The 15,963-nt window shown below is 68.7% G+C and carries 13 protein-coding genes; 7 read left to right on the top strand and 6 right to left on the bottom strand.

Going from position 1 to position 15,963, the window contains the following annotated elements; all coding sequences use genetic code 11:
• Window positions 1-11: 11 nt before the first annotated feature.
• Together C0R07_RS01995 and tldD are read left to right on the top strand one after the other, a co-directional pair.
• Complete coding sequence (locus C0R07_RS01995) at window positions 12-3,872, top strand: YhdP family protein (RefSeq protein ID WP_102788076.1); 3,861 nt, start codon at window positions 12-14, stop codon at window positions 3,870-3,872.
• A gap of 54 nt (window positions 3,873-3,926) precedes the next feature.
• A complete protein-coding gene (tldD, locus tag C0R07_RS01990) occupies window positions 3,927-5,372 on the top strand; it encodes a metalloprotease TldD (protein ID WP_102788075.1) in 1,446 nt (481 codons plus the stop codon).
• Between the two features lie 78 nt (window positions 5,373-5,450).
• Here the strand turns inward: tldD and yjgA are convergent, their stop codons facing one another.
• Window positions 5,451-6,065 (bottom strand): ribosome biogenesis factor YjgA, encoded by a 615-nt coding sequence (yjgA, locus tag C0R07_RS01985; RefSeq protein WP_019182614.1) that lies wholly within the window; start codon window positions 6,063-6,065, stop codon window positions 5,451-5,453.
• Window positions 6,066-6,133: 68 nt separating this feature from the next.
• On the opposite strand from yjgA, the gene pmbA reads away from it, so the two are divergent.
• A complete protein-coding gene (gene pmbA / locus C0R07_RS01980) occupies window positions 6,134-7,501 on the top strand; it encodes a metalloprotease PmbA (protein ID WP_046273264.1) in 1,368 nt (455 codons plus the stop codon).
• A gap of 78 nt (window positions 7,502-7,579) precedes the next feature.
• Window positions 7,580-7,957: a DUF4870 domain-containing protein gene (locus C0R07_RS01975; RefSeq protein WP_019182616.1), complete on the top strand. Its 378-nt coding sequence runs from the start codon at window positions 7,580-7,582 to the stop codon at window positions 7,955-7,957.
• A 102-nt stretch (window positions 7,958-8,059) separates the two neighbouring features.
• Here the strand turns inward: C0R07_RS01975 and C0R07_RS01970 are convergent, their stop codons facing one another.
• The 5 genes from C0R07_RS01970 to C0R07_RS01950 all read right to left on the bottom strand — a co-directional run bounded on the left by C0R07_RS01970 (window position 8,060) and on the right by C0R07_RS01950 (window position 12,863).
• The gene (locus tag C0R07_RS01970; RefSeq protein ID WP_070470974.1) at window positions 8,060-8,938 is read right to left on the bottom strand and encodes a polyprenyl synthetase family protein; all 879 of its coding nucleotides are present in this window, start codon (window positions 8,936-8,938) and stop codon (window positions 8,060-8,062) included.
• On the bottom strand, window positions 8,928-9,188 hold the full coding sequence (locus C0R07_RS01965; RefSeq protein WP_019182618.1) for an exodeoxyribonuclease VII small subunit: 261 nt from the start codon (window positions 9,186-9,188) through the stop codon (window positions 8,928-8,930). Before C0R07_RS01965 ends, C0R07_RS01970 begins: the two co-directional genes overlap by 11 nt.
• Before the next feature lie 36 nt (window positions 9,189-9,224).
• On the bottom strand, window positions 9,225-10,514 hold the full coding sequence (tilS, locus tag C0R07_RS01960) for a tRNA lysidine(34) synthetase TilS (RefSeq protein ID WP_046273262.1): 1,290 nt from the start codon (window positions 10,512-10,514) through the stop codon (window positions 9,225-9,227).
• 64 nt (window positions 10,515-10,578) lie between these two features.
• Window positions 10,579-11,151 (bottom strand): hypothetical protein, encoded by a 573-nt coding sequence (locus C0R07_RS01955; protein ID WP_070470972.1) that lies wholly within the window; start codon window positions 11,149-11,151, stop codon window positions 10,579-10,581.
• Complete coding sequence (locus C0R07_RS01950; protein WP_102788074.1) at window positions 11,151-12,863, bottom strand: alkaline phosphatase; 1,713 nt, start codon at window positions 12,861-12,863, stop codon at window positions 11,151-11,153. Before C0R07_RS01950 ends, C0R07_RS01955 begins: the two co-directional genes overlap by 1 nt.
• A gap of 149 nt (window positions 12,864-13,012) precedes the next feature.
• On the opposite strand from C0R07_RS01950, the gene C0R07_RS01945 reads away from it, so the two are divergent.
• The 3 genes from C0R07_RS01945 to C0R07_RS01935 all read left to right on the top strand — a co-directional run bounded on the left by C0R07_RS01945 (window position 13,013) and on the right by C0R07_RS01935 (window position 15,938).
• Window positions 13,013-14,341 carry a dicarboxylate/amino acid:cation symporter gene (locus tag C0R07_RS01945; protein WP_070470968.1) on the top strand — a complete coding sequence of 443 codons (1,329 nt, stop codon included), beginning with the start codon at window positions 13,013-13,015 and terminating at the stop codon, window positions 14,339-14,341.
• A 431-nt stretch (window positions 14,342-14,772) separates the two neighbouring features.
• Window positions 14,773-15,303, top strand: a complete 531-nt coding sequence (locus C0R07_RS01940) for a hypothetical protein (protein ID WP_070425617.1) — start codon at window positions 14,773-14,775, stop codon at window positions 15,301-15,303.
• Entirely contained in the window at window positions 15,300-15,938 is a 639-nt protein-coding gene (locus C0R07_RS01935) for a hypothetical protein (protein WP_046273258.1), read from the top strand. The genes C0R07_RS01940 and C0R07_RS01935 overlap by 4 nt, the downstream gene beginning before the upstream one ends.
• Window positions 15,939-15,963: the final 25 nt, after the last annotated feature.

The following is a 15,963-nucleotide window of genomic DNA, read 5'->3' as shown; positions in this document are numbered from 1 at the left end:
CCCAGGTTCCGATGAGCACACCGCTGCGCCTGCGCCTGCGCCGGATCCGCCGCCATGCCGTGTATGCGGTGGCGGTCCTGCTCGTGGGCGTGGCCCTGCTGGTCGGCACCGCCAGCCAGCTGCTGCCGCTGGCCGAGCGCCATCCGGACAGGGTGGCGGCATGGCTGAGCGCGCGTGCCGGCCAGCCGGTGCGTTTCGATGCGCTGGATACCGCCTGGACCCGGCGTGGGCCGCTGCTGCAGCTCAAAGGGCTGCGGATCGGTGAAGGGCAGGGCCTGCGCATCGGCGAGGCCGAGGTGCTGGTGTCAATGTATGCCGGGCTGCTGCCGGGTCACTCGCTGACCGAGCTGCGCCTGCGTGGCTTGGCGCTGGTGCTGCAGCGCGCCGATGACGGCCGCTGGTCGGTGCAGGGGCTGCCGCAGTCGGCTGCGGGTGATCCGCTGGAAACGCTGCGCCGCTTGGGCGAGCTGCAGGTGATCGGCGGGCGGCTGCGGGTCGATGCGCCCTCGCTGGGCGTGAACGCCTCGCTGCCGCGGATCGACCTTCGCCTGCGCGTCAACGGCCAGCGCCTTCGCGTGGGCGCCCGCGCCTGGGCCGATCCCGCCGCCCAGCCGCTTACAGCGGTGCTGGAGTTCGAGCGCAAGCGCGGCGATGGGCAGGCGTGGCTGTCGGCCGATCCGGCCGATTTCCGTGCGTGGTCCTCGCTGCTGCAGTTCGGCGGCATCGGTCTGCAGCAGGGCACCGGTGAATTCAATGCATGGGTGGATCTGCGCGATCACCGGGTGGTGATGGTCACCACGGATGCGGACCTGCAGAACGTGCAGGTCCGCGGCGTGAAGCTTGCAGACGGCACCCACCCGCAGCTGGCGCTGGACACGCTGGAGCTGCGCGCGCGCTGGCGCTGGGTGCATGGCGGCTGGCGCGCCGATGCGCCGCGCCTGCGGATCGGCATGGAAGGCAGCACCCAGCAACTGGATGGGCTGCTGCTGGCTGGCGGGCAGCATTTCGCGCTGGCCGGCGACAACATCGATGCCACCGCGCTGCTGCGCGGCCTGGCGCTGACCGACAGGATCGACCCCGGCCTGCGCGAGTGGCTGCATGACGCCGCGCCGCAGGTCCGGATGACCCGCGTGCGGGTGGCGGGCGAACAGGGCGGCCCGCTGTCGGTCGAAGGCGACCTGGAAGACATCCGTTTTGCCGCGGTCGGGCATTCGCCGGGGCTCAGCGGCGTGGGTGGCCGATTCACCGGCGATGCCGATGGATTCACCCTGGAGCTGCAGCCGCAGCGGGTCATGCACTTCGATTGGCCGAGCGGATTCGGCGAGCGCCACGATGTGCGCCTGGCGGGGCAGCTGGTCGGCTGGCGTGATGAAGCCGGTGGCTGGCGCATCGGCACCCCGGCCCTGCGCGTGCAGGGCACCGATTACGCGGCCGATGTACGCGGCGGGATCTGGTTCCAGAACAACGGCACGCGCCCGTGGCTGGAGCTGGCGGCCAAGATCGACGATGTACCGATGACCGCCGCCAAACGCTTCTGGATCCATTCCAAGATGAGCAAGGCCGCCACCGATTGGCTGGACGCCGCGCTGGTCTCCGGGCAGGTGCGCGGCGGCGTGGGCCTGGTGACCGGTGATCTGGAAGACTGGCCCTTCGACAAGAACAATGGCCGCTTCGAAGCGACCGGACATATCGACGCTGGCAGCATCCGTTTCCAGCACGACTGGCCGGCGATGAACAAGGTCGATGCCGACATCGCCTTCATTGGTCCGGGCTTCGAACTGCATGGCAAGGGCGACCTGGCGGGCGTGGCGGTGGACCACTTCGATGCCGGCATCCCGGATTTCGGCGTGACCGATCTGTACGTCAAGGCGACCAGCCGCAGCGATGCCGGTGCACTGCTGGCCATGCTCAAGCAGAGCCCGCTGCAGGCCACCTACGGCGAGACCCTGGACAACCTGACCGCGAAGGGACCGGCTGCGGTCACCTTCGATCTGCTGCAGCCGCTGCACCACGACGAAGGGGGCGGCCATCTGCAGGGCACGGTCGATCTCAACGGTGCGACGCTCACCGAGAAGCGTTTCGACCTGGTCTTCGAGAACATGCGCGGCCAGGCCCGTTACGGCCATGGCGGCTTCGATGCGGAACAGCTTGCCGTGCGGCATCAAGGCCAGGACGGGCTGCTCAGCCTGCGCGCCGGCGAGTTCGTGCACGACCCGCAGCAGGCCTTTGAATCCGAGTTGACCGCTTCGCTGGCCGCGGGTGCGCTGCTGGACCGCGCGCCGGAATTGAACTGGCTCAAACCCTATATCCAGGGTACTTCGCGCTGGACCATCGGGGTGACCCTGCCCAAGGTCGCCGCCGGCAGCAAGGTCGAGCCGCCGACCGTGCTCAAGCTGCATTCGGACCTGGTCGGGACCACGCTGGAGCTGCCCGCGCCGCTGGACAAACCGGCCGCCACGCCGCTGGCCACGGCCGTGACCGCGCAGCTTCCGATGGGCAGTGGCCGCGTGGACGTGGCGTTCGGCCAGCGCCTGGCGCTGGCTGCCCGTACCCATGACAACCAGACCGGCGTACAGGTCACGCTCGGCAGTGACCATGTGGATCGGGATCCCCCCGCCAGCGGGCTGGTGGTCAACGGCCGCAGCGGCTCATTGGATGCGCTGGAATGGATCGGCCTGGCCCGTTCGCCCGAGGGGGGCGATGACAAGGACCCGATGCCGCTGCGCCATGTGGATGTGCAGGTCGGCCAGCTGTTGCTGGCCGGTGGGGTGTTCGAGCAGACCCGGCTGCAGCTGCGTCCGACCGGCAACAGCGTGGATGTGCGCCTGGATGGCCCCTCGCTGGCGGGCAGCCTGAGCGTGCCCAATGCCGATGGCGGCACCATCGTCGGCAAGCTCAGCCGCGTCCACTGGCAATCGCTGCCCACGCCGGTCAAGGCGCCCAGTGATGGCGCCCCGATCCTGCTGCCGCCGGACGTGGCGTTGCCTGCACGGGTCCAGGCCAGTGCCAATGACACCAACCCGGCCAAGGTGCCGCCGCTGTCGCTGGATATCGAGGACCTGCAGTTCGGCAAGGCCAGGCTCGGCCAGGCGGTGCTGCGCACCCGCCCGATGGCCAACGGCCTGAGCGTGGACCAGGTGCAGTTCCGCGCGCCCAAGCAGGAGATCGACGTCAATGGCCGCTGGATGGGCATGGGCGCGGCCGCGCGCAGCCAGTTCAACGTGCAGGTCAGGAGTGAGGACCTGGGCGGGCTGATGCAGAACCTGGATTACGGCGGCCAGCTGCGTGGCGGGCAGGGCCAGCTGAGCATGACTGCCGGGTGGCAGGGGGGGCCGTCGGATTTCCAGCTGGGCGCGCTGCAGGGGCAGCTCCACGTGCATGCCCGCAACGGCCAGCTGCTGGAGCTCGAGCCGGGCGCCGGCCGGGTGCTCGGGCTGCTGAGCGTGGCCCAGCTGCCGCGCCGGTTGATGTTCGATTTCCGCGATTTCTTCTCCAAGGGCTTCGCCTTCAACCAGGTCGAAGGCAGCGTGGCCTTCGGCAACGGCATGGCCACCACCGACAAGGTGCTGATCGAAGGCCCGGCGGCGAACATCACCATCCGCGGCCAGACCGATCTGCGCCAGCAGCGCTTTGACCAGACCATCGACGTCAATCCGCGCGCGGGCAACCTGCTGACCGTCGTTGGCGCCGTGGCCGGCGGCCCGGTGGGCGCCGCGGTGGGCGCGGCGGCCAACGCGGTGCTGTCCAAGCCGCTGGGCGAGATCGGCGCCAAGACCTACCGCGTGACCGGCCCCTGGGCCGAACCCAAGGTCGAGGTGATCGACCGCGACACCGCGCCCAGGCCGGCGCCGGCCGCACCCCCGGCGCGCTGACCCCTTTCCCGCGCCCGGGTTGCGATTGCGCCCGGCGCCCATAGATCAAAGAGCATGAACAACAACGCACTTTCGCTGGCCACCGACCGTCTGCTGCTGCCCGCCGGGCTGGATGCGGGCGGTCTGGAACGCACGTTCGGTACCCTGTTGGGGCCGGGCATCGATTTCGGGGATCTCTATTTCCAGCACGCGCGCCGCGAGAGCTGGAGCGTGGAGGATGGCATCGTCAAGGACGGTGCGCATTCGATCGAACAGGGCGTGGGCGTGCGCGCCATCGCCGGTGAAAAGACCGGTTTCGCCTATTCCGACGACATCCACAGCGATGCGCTGCTGGCCGCCGCCCAGTCGGCCCGCGCGATTTCCCGCGAGGGCGGGGCGCAGTCGGCCCGCTCGCTGGTGCGTGGCAGCGGCCGCGCGCTGTACCCGGCGCTGGACCCCATCGATGGCATGGGCAACGAGGCCAAGGTCGAGATGCTCAAGCGCCTGGACCGCTACCTGCGCGCCGCCGACCCGCGCGTGCAGCAGGTGATGGTCAGCCTCTCCGGGGGCGTGGACACGGTGCTGGTCGCGCGCAGCGATGGCGTGCTTGCCGCCGACATCCGCCCGCTGGTGCGGTTGAACGTGCAGGTGATCGTCGAGCAGCACGGCCGTCGCGAATCCGGTTACTCCGGCGGCGGCGGCCGCTACAGCTATGAAGAACTGTTCGCCGAGGGGCGCCCGGAGGGCTTCGCCCGCGAGGCCCTGCGCCAGGCGCTGGTGAACCTGGAGGCGATCCCGGCCCCGGCCGGGGTGATGACCGTGGTGCTCGGCCCGGGCTGGCCCGGCGTGCTGCTGCATGAAGCGGTCGGCCATGGCCTGGAAGGCGACTTCAACCGCAAGGGCACCAGCGTCTACGCCGGCCGGATCGGCGAGCGCGTGGCCGCGCCGGGCGTGACCATCGTTGACGACGGCACCCTGGATGGACGCCGCGGCTCGCTGAACATCGATGACGAGGGCCACCCGACCCAGTGCACCACGCTGATCGAAGACGGCATCCTGGTCGGCTACATGCAGGACTCGCTCAACGCGCGCCTGATGGGCGTGGCGCCGACCGGCAACGGCCGCCGTGAGTCGTTCGCGCACATGACCATGCCGCGCATGACCAACACCTACATGCGCGCCGGCCAGCACGATCCGGAAGAGATGATCCGCTCGGTCAAGCGTGGCCTGTACGCGGTCAACTTCGGTGGCGGCCAGGTCGACATCACCAGCGGCAAGTACGTGTTCTCGGCTACCGAGGCCTACCTGATCGAAGACGGAAAAATCACCGCGCCGGTGAAGGGCGCGACCCTGATCGGCAATGGCCCGGAAACCATGCAGAAAGTGCGCATGATCGGCAACGATCTGGCCCTGGACGAAGGCGTGGGCATCTGCGGCAAGGATGGCCAGAGCGTGCCGGTCGGCGTGGGCCAGCCGTCCCTGCTGATCGATGGCATCACCGTGGGCGGCACCCAGGCCTGAGCCGGGATGCGTGCCCTCGTGCTGCCCGACGACGCGGCCGCCAGCCTGGTGCTGGCGGTGCCGCGTGAGCGCCGAGGCTCAGTCCTCGGCGTTCTCGTCGCCGTCGGTATCGGTATCGACCGCGTCGTCCAGGTCATCGTCGGACGAGGCGTTCACGCCCTCCAGGCCGAGCGCGGCCGGCAGCAGCAGCGTACGCAGCACCTGGAAGATCTCCCGGTAGGCGCGCGGCGGCTTGTTCTTGGCCTTTTCGGCCTGGGCGTTGCGCACCAGCGTGCGCAGCTCCTGGCGGTCGGCATGCGGGTACTCGTCCAGCAGCGCACCCAGCGCCTTGTCGCCGTCCTTGAGCAGGCGCTCGCGCCAGTCTTCAACGCGGTGCATGGTGGCCACTTCACGGCGCGAGGTCTCGCTGTTGGCATCCAGCGCGTTGCGGATCGCATCCAGCACGGCGTCGTCTTCGCGGCGCATGTGCTTGGCCAGGAACGCCAGCTGGCGCTTGTGGGCGATATGAGCGGTGATGCGCTTGGCCTCGGCGATGTGCGGCAGCAGGTCTTCGGGCACCGGCAGGCGCGCCAGCTGGGCCGGGGTCAGCGAGACCAGCTTCTCGCCCAGGGCCAGCACGTCCAGCGCAGCCCGGCGGTTCTGGCTGCGGCTGATATCAAGGAATTCACCGGTTTCTTCGTCGCGTCCGCGCATCGTCTTATTTCCACATCCGTAAACTGTGCCGGCGTCGCGCCGGGCACTCACCTGTACAGGATAAAGCATTGAACGTGATCTCCCCTGAAGTCTCCCCGGCCGACGACAGCCTGCAGCGCCTGGAGCAGCTGGCCGACATCTCCCAGCGCCTGCTGGAGCGGGCCAAGGCCCTGGGCGCCACCCAGGCCGAGGTCAGCTGCAGCGATGAGCGCGGGCTGGATGTGAACGTGCGCCTGGGCGAGGTCGAAACGGTCGAGTCCACCCGTGACCGCGGCATCGCCGTGACCGTCTACTTCGGCCAGCGCAAGGGCAGTGCCAGCACCGCCGACCTGCGCGAGAGCAGCCTGGAGTCGACCGTGGCCCAGGCCTGCGCGATCGCCCGTCACACCGAGGACGACGAAGCCGCCGGGCTGGCCGAGGCGGCGCTGATGGCCCGCCAGTTCCCGGATCTGGACGGCTGGCACCCCTGGGAGCTCAGCGCCGATGCGGCGCTGGACCTGGCGCTGGCCTGCGAAGCGGCCGGCCGTGAGGCCGACACCCGCATCAGCAATTCCGACGGTGCCTCCGCCGCGACCGCGCAGAGCCTGTCGGTGTATGCCAACTCGCATGGCTTCATCGGCCGCGAGCGCAGCAGCCACCACTCGATCGGCTGCGCGCTGATCGCGGGCCAGGGCGATGGCATGCAGCGCGATGGCTGGTACAGCAGCGCCCTGGCCCGGGAAGACCTGGAGGATGCCGCCTCGATCGGCCGCCGCGCCGCCGAACGCACCGTCGCCCGCCTGGAGCCGCGCTCGATGACCACCGCGCAGATGCCGGTGCTGTATTCGCCGGAGGTGGCCCGCTCGCTCATCGGGCATCTGCTCGGCGCCGTCTCCGGCGGGGCGCTGTACCGCCGCGCCAGCTTCCTGCTCGACAGCGTTGGCACCCGGCTGTTCCCGGCGTGGTTCGGCATTGAAGAACTGCCGCTGCTGCGCCGCGGGCTGCGTTCGGCCGCCTTCGACGGCGATGGCGTGGCCACGCGCAATTCGGCGCTGATCCGCGATGGCGTGCTGGAGCGTTACATCCTGGGCAGCTATTCGGCGCGCAAGCTGGGCCTGCCGACCACCGCCAACGCCGGTGGCGTGCACAACCTCAAAGTCACCGCCAACGCGGACGATCTGGTCTCGATCGCCCGGCAGATGGGCAATGGCCTGCTGGTCACCGAACTGATGGGGCAGGGCGTCAACAGCGTGACCGGTGATTACTCGCGCGGCGCCGGCGGGTTCCGCGTGGAGAACGGCGAGATCAGCTACCCGGTGGACGGCATCACCATCGCCGGCAACCTCAAAGAGATGTTCGCCAGCATCGAAGCGGTGGGTGCCGACATCGACACCCGCTCGCACGTGCACACCGGTTCGATCCTTGTAGGACGAATGACCGTTGCCGGTAACGATTGACGTATTCTATTGGGGCTGCCCTGGCAGGCGGGGAGCCTGCCGCGTGCAATGCCCATTACCTCGAACAAGGAGTTTCACGTGAGCGATTTCGACAACGTCACCACCCCGCCGCCGCCGGTGAGCGCCCCGGCACCGGCCGATCAGCGCACCATGGCGCTGGTGGCCCACCTGCTGGGCATCTTCACCTGGTTCCTCGGCCCGCTGATCATCTGGCTGATCAACAAGGACGACAGCAGCAAGCGCTTCGTCACCGACCAGGCCAAGGAAGCGCTGAACTTCCAGATCACCATCACCATCGCGATGCTGATCTGCATCGTGCTGACCATCGTCATCATCGGTGGCCTGCTGGCGCCGATCGTCGGCCTGCTCAACGTGATCTTCTGCATCATCGCAGCGGTCAAGGCCAACAACGGCGAAGCCTACCGTTATCCGTTCGCCCTGCGCCTGATCAAGTAATCGATCCGCAGCGCTGGAACGAAAAACGCCCGGGATTCCCGGGCGTTTTTCTGTGTCCTGGCGTTGTGCAACCACGCCATGCGTGGCTGCCGGCACGGTCGCTCAATGATCCCGCTCGACCGCCAGTTTCGCCAGCGCACGCAGTGCATCTGCCGGCTCGCCATACCCGGCCAGGCCATCGAACATCTGCTCGCTCAGCGTGCGCAGATGCGCCTTCGCCCCGTCCATGCCGAGCAGTGCCGGGAAGGTCGACTTGGCCTGTGCCTCGTCCTTGCCGGCGGTCTTGCCGAGCTGTTCGGAACTGGCTTCGACATCGAGGATGTCATCGCGCACCTGGAACGCCAGGCCGAGCGCCGAGGCGACTGTATCCAGCGTTGCCAGATCGGCGGCGGGTGCCTGGCCACACAGCGCGCCCATGCGCACCGCCGCGCGGATCAGTGCGCCGGTCTTGAGCGCGTGCATGCGCTCAAGAGCCTGCAGCGGCTGTTGATGACCGGTGGCGTCGATATCCAGCGCCTGGCCGCCGCACATGCCGGCGGCACCGGAGGCGTGGGCCAGCGTCTGCAGGCAGGCCACGCGCAGTGACGCGGGCAGCGGCGCATCGGCGATCAGGCCGAACGCGCGCGTCTGCAGGGCATCACCGGCGAGGATCGCGGTGGCTTCATCAAAGGCGATGTGCGTGGTCGGGCGGCCGCGACGCAGGGCGTCATCGTCCATCGCCGGCAGATCGTCATGCACCAGCGAATACGCGTGGATCAGCTCGACCGCCATCGCCGGCGCGTCCAGCGCGTTCTCGTCGGCGCCGAAAATCCGGCCGCCGGCATACACCAGCAGCGGGCGCATGCGCTTGCCGCCCCCGAGCACCGCATAGCGCATCGCCTGGTGCAGTCCACGCGGGGCATCGGACGGGGAGGGCAGGCTGGCGTCGAGCTGGCTTTCGATCCGGTCGCGCCAACGCGCGAACGTGGCCTCAACCGTCATGGCTGGGCGGGTCGAATGGCACCGCGGTGTCGGGCTGGGCCGGATCGCTGAGCAGGCGCACGCGCAGTTCGGCCTGTTCCAGCGCCTGCTGGCACTGGCGGTACAGGCCGACGCCACGTTCGTAGGCGCTGAGCGATTGCTCCAGGCTCATTTCGCCGGTTTCCATCTTCTCCACCAGCTGCTCCAGCTCTTCCAGCGACTGCTCGAAGTGGGCGACCGGGGAGGTTTCATTGGGGGACTTCTTTGCCATGTGCCAAGTGTGGGCTGCTGGCCGGGCGGGGTCAATTCAGGCCGCGCCGGGTGTCCACTGCAACTGCGCGTGATGGGCCAGCAGCCATGGTTGCAGGGCGGCACCGATGACCCGGTCACCGGCGGCCAGCAATGTGTCCTCGTCGAACAGCAGCGGCAACTGGCGGCGCTGCCACGGCGGCAGGCCCTGCTGCTGCAGCAGGTCTTTGAGCGCATGGGAATGCGTGCGCCCGGGCAGCTGGATGCGCTCGCCGCCGCGGCGTGCGCGGATCTGCACCGGGCTATCGAAACCGGCGTCCGTGCCAAGCAGGCGCAGCTCGCCACCGTCTGGCAATGCCAGCGGCGCGCGGCCATCCCAGTGCACGCTCCAGTCGGCCGGCAAGGCCAGGCTGGCCGAGAGCAGGTGCAGTTGCCCGCGCCAGCGGCGGATGCGTGCCCCCTGCCAGGCGAACTGCGCATCGGCGTGGTGGGCAGCCGGGAGCAGCTCGCGTTCGACCGCCTCCACGCCCGCTGCCGGCAGCGGCGGCAGGCCACTGCCGCGCACCCAGTGCCGCAGCAACCGGGCGCGGCGCTCGAGCGGCTGGCGCAGCAGCCGCGCGCAGTCGATCACACCGGGGCCGACGCTGCAGCGTTCCAATGCGTCGCGGTCGGCACTGTCGAGCAGGTGCTGGGACTGCGCGCACAAGGCGGCACTCCGGGCGAATGCCGCATCGGCCTGCGGCCAGCGCTGGCGCAGTTGCGGCAGCACGTGCAGCCGCAGGAAGTTGCGATCGGCGTCATCGCTGGCATTGCTGGGATCTTCGATCCACTCCAGCCCCTCGGCCTGCGCATGTGCGCGCAACGCACTGCGCGGAACCTCCAGCAAGGGCCGCCACACGGTGCCGGCGCCAAACGCGCTGGTGACCTGCATGGAGGCCAACCCATCCACGCCGGAGCCGCGCAGCGCACGCATCAGGAAGGTCTCGGCCTGGTCATCGCGGTGATGGGCCAGGGCCAGGTGTTCACCAGGCAGCAGCTGCGAAGCGAACGCCTCACGGCGCGCATGCCGCGCGGCGGCTTCCAGGCCTTGTCCCTGGTGACGCGGCACCTGCACGCGGATCACCCGCAGCGGGATGTTCCAGCGCGCACAGAGCTGCGTGCAGTGCACGGTCCAGGCGTCAGCCTGTTCCTGCAGGCCGTGATGGATATGCACGGCGCGCAGGCCGGCCGTCCGCTGTGCCGGCGAGGTGGCCAGCCAGTGCAGCAGGACGGTGGAATCGAGCCCACCGCTGAAGCCGACCAGCACAGGGTGGACGACAGAGGGCGGTGGCGGCAGCAGGGAGGTCATGGGAAGTGCGATCTCAGGCAGACCGGCAGTATCGGTGCTGCGTGGCGACGTTGCCACGCGGGAATCACGGTGTGCCGGCATCCATCGCCGGGCGCCCCTGCCGATCGATGCGATACCAGGTGCCGCCAACCATCGCGATGTGGCCGTGGTCGTCCGGCGTGCCCGGACGGCAGCCTTCGCAGACGCGGGCCACCCCGTCATCGAAGGCCCAGCCAAAATCGAACGTGCCCGGAAAGGCTTGGCGCAGCTGGGTATCGAAGTAACCGATGCGCTGCCCGACACGCCCACGGACCAACCCCTCCACAACGTAGTCCGGGCCGTTGTCGAAGGTGATCACCGGCAACTGACGACCATCGGCACGGACGTAGTGGAATCCACCGCCGGCGTAGACCGCTGCCAGCCCGTCCTGATCGTAGGACAGCGACGCCAGGGACGCCGCGTCGAGTTCCAGATGCCCATCGAGCCACTGGCAACCGGGCAGCGGCTGCAGCCCATCTTCCTGGGTCAGGGCGGTGCAGCCGGTGCCGGTGTCGGTGCCGGCGGCCAAGGCCAGCGGCGATGCGAACAGACCGGCCACCAGCAGCAGGGGCCGCGCGAGACGGCCCCTGTTCGCTGCATTGCGAAGCAGTCGATGCATTACTTGCTGTCGCCCGCCTGGCGCTCGAACGCGGTCGGCTTGGGCAACTCGACCGGCACGCCCTTGGCATCGCAGGTGCCGGCTTCGCACAGGCGCTGGCGCAGGCGCGGGGTGGCCTGCACGATCATGTGGTAGATCGCGTTCTGCTCCATCGTGCCGCGGACCGCCTTGCTGCCCGGGCCACGTGCCCAGATGCCGACGTCTTCGCCGCCATGCGATTCGCTCTTGGCCGGGACCAGCGCTTCCTGCATGTAATCGGGATGCTCGGTATCCACCGCGGTCAGGTCCGGCCGACCCGTGGTCGGATCGAAGCTGCTCGGGTTGTGCGGGTAGCGCTTCGGGCCGACCGGCTGCTGGTTGGTGGCACCGGTGTAGCCCGGGCCGTTGGCGTAGGTCAGCGTGGTGTAGGGCAGGCCGAGGCCATCGCGGGCCAGGTCCAGCTTGCCGGCACCGTCTTCGCCCCCCTTGTCCTTGACTTTGCCCAGGATCGGGTTGCCACGGGCCGGGTAACCAACGAAGTTCAGCGTGTGGGAGTGATCGGCGGTGACGATGATCAACGTGTCCTGGTCGGAGGTGGCCTCGACCGCGGCGCGCACCGCATCGGACAGCGCCACCGTATCGGTCAGCGCCCGGTAAGCGTTGCCGCTGTGGTTGGCGTGATCGATGCGCGCGCCCTCGATCATCAGCACATAGCCTTCCTGATGGCGCGACAGATTGGCGATCGCCGCCTTGGTCAGCTCGGCCAGGCTCGGCTCACCGGCCGGGTCGTCCTTGCGCTCGGCTTCGTAGCGCATGTGGTCCGGCTCGAACAGGCCCAGGATGGCCGGCGCATTGGCCGCCGCCTGCAGCTGCCTGGCGTTCCATACGTACGCGCCCTGCGGGTGCGCCTGCTGCCATTCGGTCACCAGGCTGCGCCCGTCCAGGCGCTGGCCGACCTTGTCGTCGTACTCGGGATCGCGCTCTTCCACCGTGGTGAACTCACCGCGTCCGCCGCCGAGGGCGACCAGCGGGCCGCGCCCGAAGCGCGAGGTCGACAGCAGCTGCTGGGCGATGTCACGGCAGCCGGCGGCCTTGGCCTCTTCCGGCACATCGGTGTCGTTCTCCCAGTTGCGCTCCGGCGAGTGCGCGTAGGTCGCTGCCGGGGTGGCATGGGTCAGGCGGGCGGTGGAGACCACGCCGGTCGCCATGCCGGCACTGTCGGCCAGCTGCAGCCAGGTCAGCAGGCCCTTGTCGAGGCTGTCGGCGCAGTCATTGCGGGTGCCCGCGCTGACGCCGATCGCGCCCATGTGGGTCTTCACGCCGGTGGTGATCGCGGTCATGGTGCCCGCCGAATCCGGCGTCTGCGAATCGGTGTTGTAGGTCTTGCTGAACGCCGTCGCCGGGAAGCGCTCCCAGGACAGCAGGTTCTCCTCGCCCGGGTGCCCGTTGCGCTGCCCCTCGAAGATGCGGGCCGCCGCCACCGTGGTCAGGCTCATGCCGTCGCCCAGGAACAGGATGACGTTCTTGGCCTTGCCGTCCATCGCACCGGTGCTGGCCGCCCGTGCCGCGCCGCTGCGGTACCACCACTGCGGCGTCTCCCCGGCGGGGTGGGCAATGGCCGGCACATCGACCTGGACCGCGCCGGCAGAGGCGCTGGAGGAGGGAGCGGTACTGGCGCAGGCGCCGAGCAGCAGGGTGGTGACGGCAGCCACCAAGGGCGTGAAACGGGACATGGATGAATGAATCTCACATGTGAAACGGGCGTTCATTATGCAGAACGCCGCAAGGCACGCCGATGACACGCTGATTTTCCGTCCACGCCTCGTTCCGCGGCCCGGCTTGGGCTAAGGTGCCTAGCTGTCAAATCATCTCTGGAACGCACATGAAGCTGGTCTCTGCCTGGCTGCGGATCCCCTTCTGGCAACGGGTCCTCGGCGGCTTCGTGCTGGGCGCACTGGCCGGCTGGCTGCTCGGCCCGGCGGCCGAAACCTGGTTCGGCCCGCTCGGCGATCTCTACGTCACCCTGATCAAGATGATCGCGGTGCCGCTGGTGTTCTTCGCCGTGATCAACGCCATTTCCTCGCTGCACGGGCAGAAGTCCGTGGCAGCCTTGGGCGGGCGCACCTTCCTGTGGTTCATCATCACCGCTGCCCTGGCCGTGTGCGTGGGCCTGGGCGTTGGCACCCTCATGCAGCCGGGCAGCGGCGCGCTCAGCCTGAGCATGGACCACGGCTACACCCCGCGCGAAGTACCCAGCGTGATCAAGGTGCTGATGGATGTCGTGCCCTCCAACGTCTTCTACGCGTTGACCGGCATCGGCACCCGCATCAATGGCGCCGGTGAAACCGTGCTGGCCGCGGGCCGCGGCTCGATCCTCCCGGTGATCTTCTTCGCCGGCCTGCTCGGCTTTGCCATGGTCAAGCTCGGCGACAAGGTCAGCGAGGCACGCAAGCTGACCGGGCAGATGAGCGAGATCATGATCCAGGTGACCCGCTTCGTGCTGGAGATCACCCCGCTGGGCACCTTCGGCCTGATCGCCGGCCTGGTCGGCAGCTACGGCTTTGAGAAACTGCTGCCGCTCGGCAACTTCGTGCTCGCCCTGTACATCGCCTGCGCCCTGCACATCGTCGTGGTCTACGGCAGCCTGCTGCTCATGCACGGCCTGAACCCGCTCAAGTTCTTCCGCGGCGCCGCCCCCGGCATGCAGGTCGCCTTCGTCAGCTCTTCCAGCTTCGCCGCCATGCCGGCCGCGATGCGCTCGATCACCCACAACCTCGGCGTCAACAAGGACTACGCCTCCTTCGCCGTCCCCCTCGGCGCCAGCATCAAGATGGACGGCTGCGGGGCGATCTATCCGGCCCTGTGCGCCGTCTTCATCGCCCAGTACACCGGCGTGCCGCTCACCCCCGAGCAGTACATCGTGGTCCTGATCGCCTCGGTCCTGGGCAGCTTCGGCACCGCCGGCGTCCCCGGCACCGCCGTCGTGATGGCCACCGTCGTCCTCAGCGCCGCCAATCTCCCGCTGGAAACCATCGGCTACCTCTACGCCATCGACCGCATCCTCGACATGATGCGCACCATGACCAACGTCACCGGCCAGATGCTGGTCCCGGTCATCGTCGCCAAGGAAACCGGCCTGCTCGACCGCGAGATCTACGACAACCCATCCACCAACCTCGGCGTGGATGAAGGCGAAGAACGAACGTCCTGATGCAGGCACGGACGCAGCACCCAAAGACCGGCGAGAGCCGGTCTTTTTTTGCTTGTGTGCAACTGCTTTCGCATCGTCGCTTCTTCCTGCCAAACAGGCAGATGTCTGGCGGGCTGGCGAGGCTTGGCATCGCCGGCCCTCACGACAAAGCGACTGGCTGAGGCTTTACAAGCAAACCCGGGGCGAGCCTGAATCCGCACCGTAACCCCCTGTATCACCCGGTGTAACACCCGTGATACACCCGCACCGCGCTTGACTCTCAGCGCAACGCCGTCCATCGCCAAACCTATTCATACGCACAAACGCTAACGCCGCTGTAACAGCAATGTTGCGTGCGATTAACCCGCGCCGCAGGAAAACCCCGGAAACACGGCCATTGGGAACTTGGCACGAATGCTGCTCCACCCCTCCGCATGTCATCGGAGGTCGCCATGGACAGCGTTGCCGCACACCGCACACGACACATCACCCTGTGGCTGCTCGCCGCCGCACTCGCCGTGCCGGCCGCCGCCAACGCCTCCGGCGCACGCCAGGGCGTCAAGGCCCAGCCCGGCGAAATCGTCCTCCTGCGTGACGTCTCCGCACGACCGGCCTATCGCCCCGCACCTCCGGGCATGGCCCTCATCGCAGACCCCTCGCCGCGCCGCGAAATCGGCCACGCCCTCGGCACCTCCACCGGCATGGATGAACTCAGCGACGACGATTACGCCTCGCTCGGCTCCAACACCGGTGCCGGCATTCCGCGCAACGCCACCACCATCGAGCGCGTCACCGGGCATACCGTCAACGGCACGCTCGGCAAGGTCACCGACAGCGGCATGCTGTCCAGCGGCCAGTTCAGCAACACCATCGGCGGCCCCATGGGCGCGGTCGGCAACGCGACCCGCGGCATAGGCGACCAGGTGCGCGGCGCGCTCGCCCAGTTCCCGCTCGGCCAGCCTGCGGGCGGGCCCGGCAAATGAACACCGTCCTGCGCACCGCACTGCTCACGGGCCTGATGCTCGCGCCGTTGGCCGCGCATGCCCAGCAGGGCAACGACTACGCCGCGATGCTGTCCTATCTCAACCAGAGCCGCATCGACGGCCGCACCCTGGCCGGCGCCGATGGCGCCATGACCGTCAACATGGCCGCCGGTGATCTCAATCAGCAGGCCAACCTGATGGGCATCGCCAACGGCCGCAACGCCCACATCAACGTCGATGCGCGCCAGCAGCAGTCCAACAACCTCAGCATCAGCGACACCGCCATGGACGCCAGCGCCACGATCGGCGGCCAGGCACTGAACGGCGCCAGCGGCGTCGCATCGATCAACCAGGCCAGCGGTAATGGCAACGCGACGCTCAACGTCGTCACCGCCACGCTGGCGCAACAGGGCATACGCGAAACGAACGACGAGGCCTTGGCCGCGTCGGGCGCGCTCGCGTCAGCAGGGGGGCAGGGGGCCGTCAACAGCGGTCGGTCGGCCGGAACTCGCAGGGTGGCGGTCGAAGCCTCCGCACTGCAGGGATTCGACGGCGTCCTGCAACTCAATCAGATCGCGGGATCCGGCAACGCCACCGCAAACCAACTGAGCATTTCGGTGCAGTCCACCCCGTGAGTAGTCACATCCACCCGATTGTCTG

The sequence above is a fragment of the Stenotrophomonas bentonitica genome, assembly GCF_002887735.1.
Lineage (GTDB): Bacteria > Pseudomonadota > Gammaproteobacteria > Xanthomonadales > Xanthomonadaceae > Stenotrophomonas > Stenotrophomonas bentonitica_A.
Note: the sequence above shows the minus strand (reverse complement) of the source record. Positions and strands in the feature narration are given on the sequence as shown.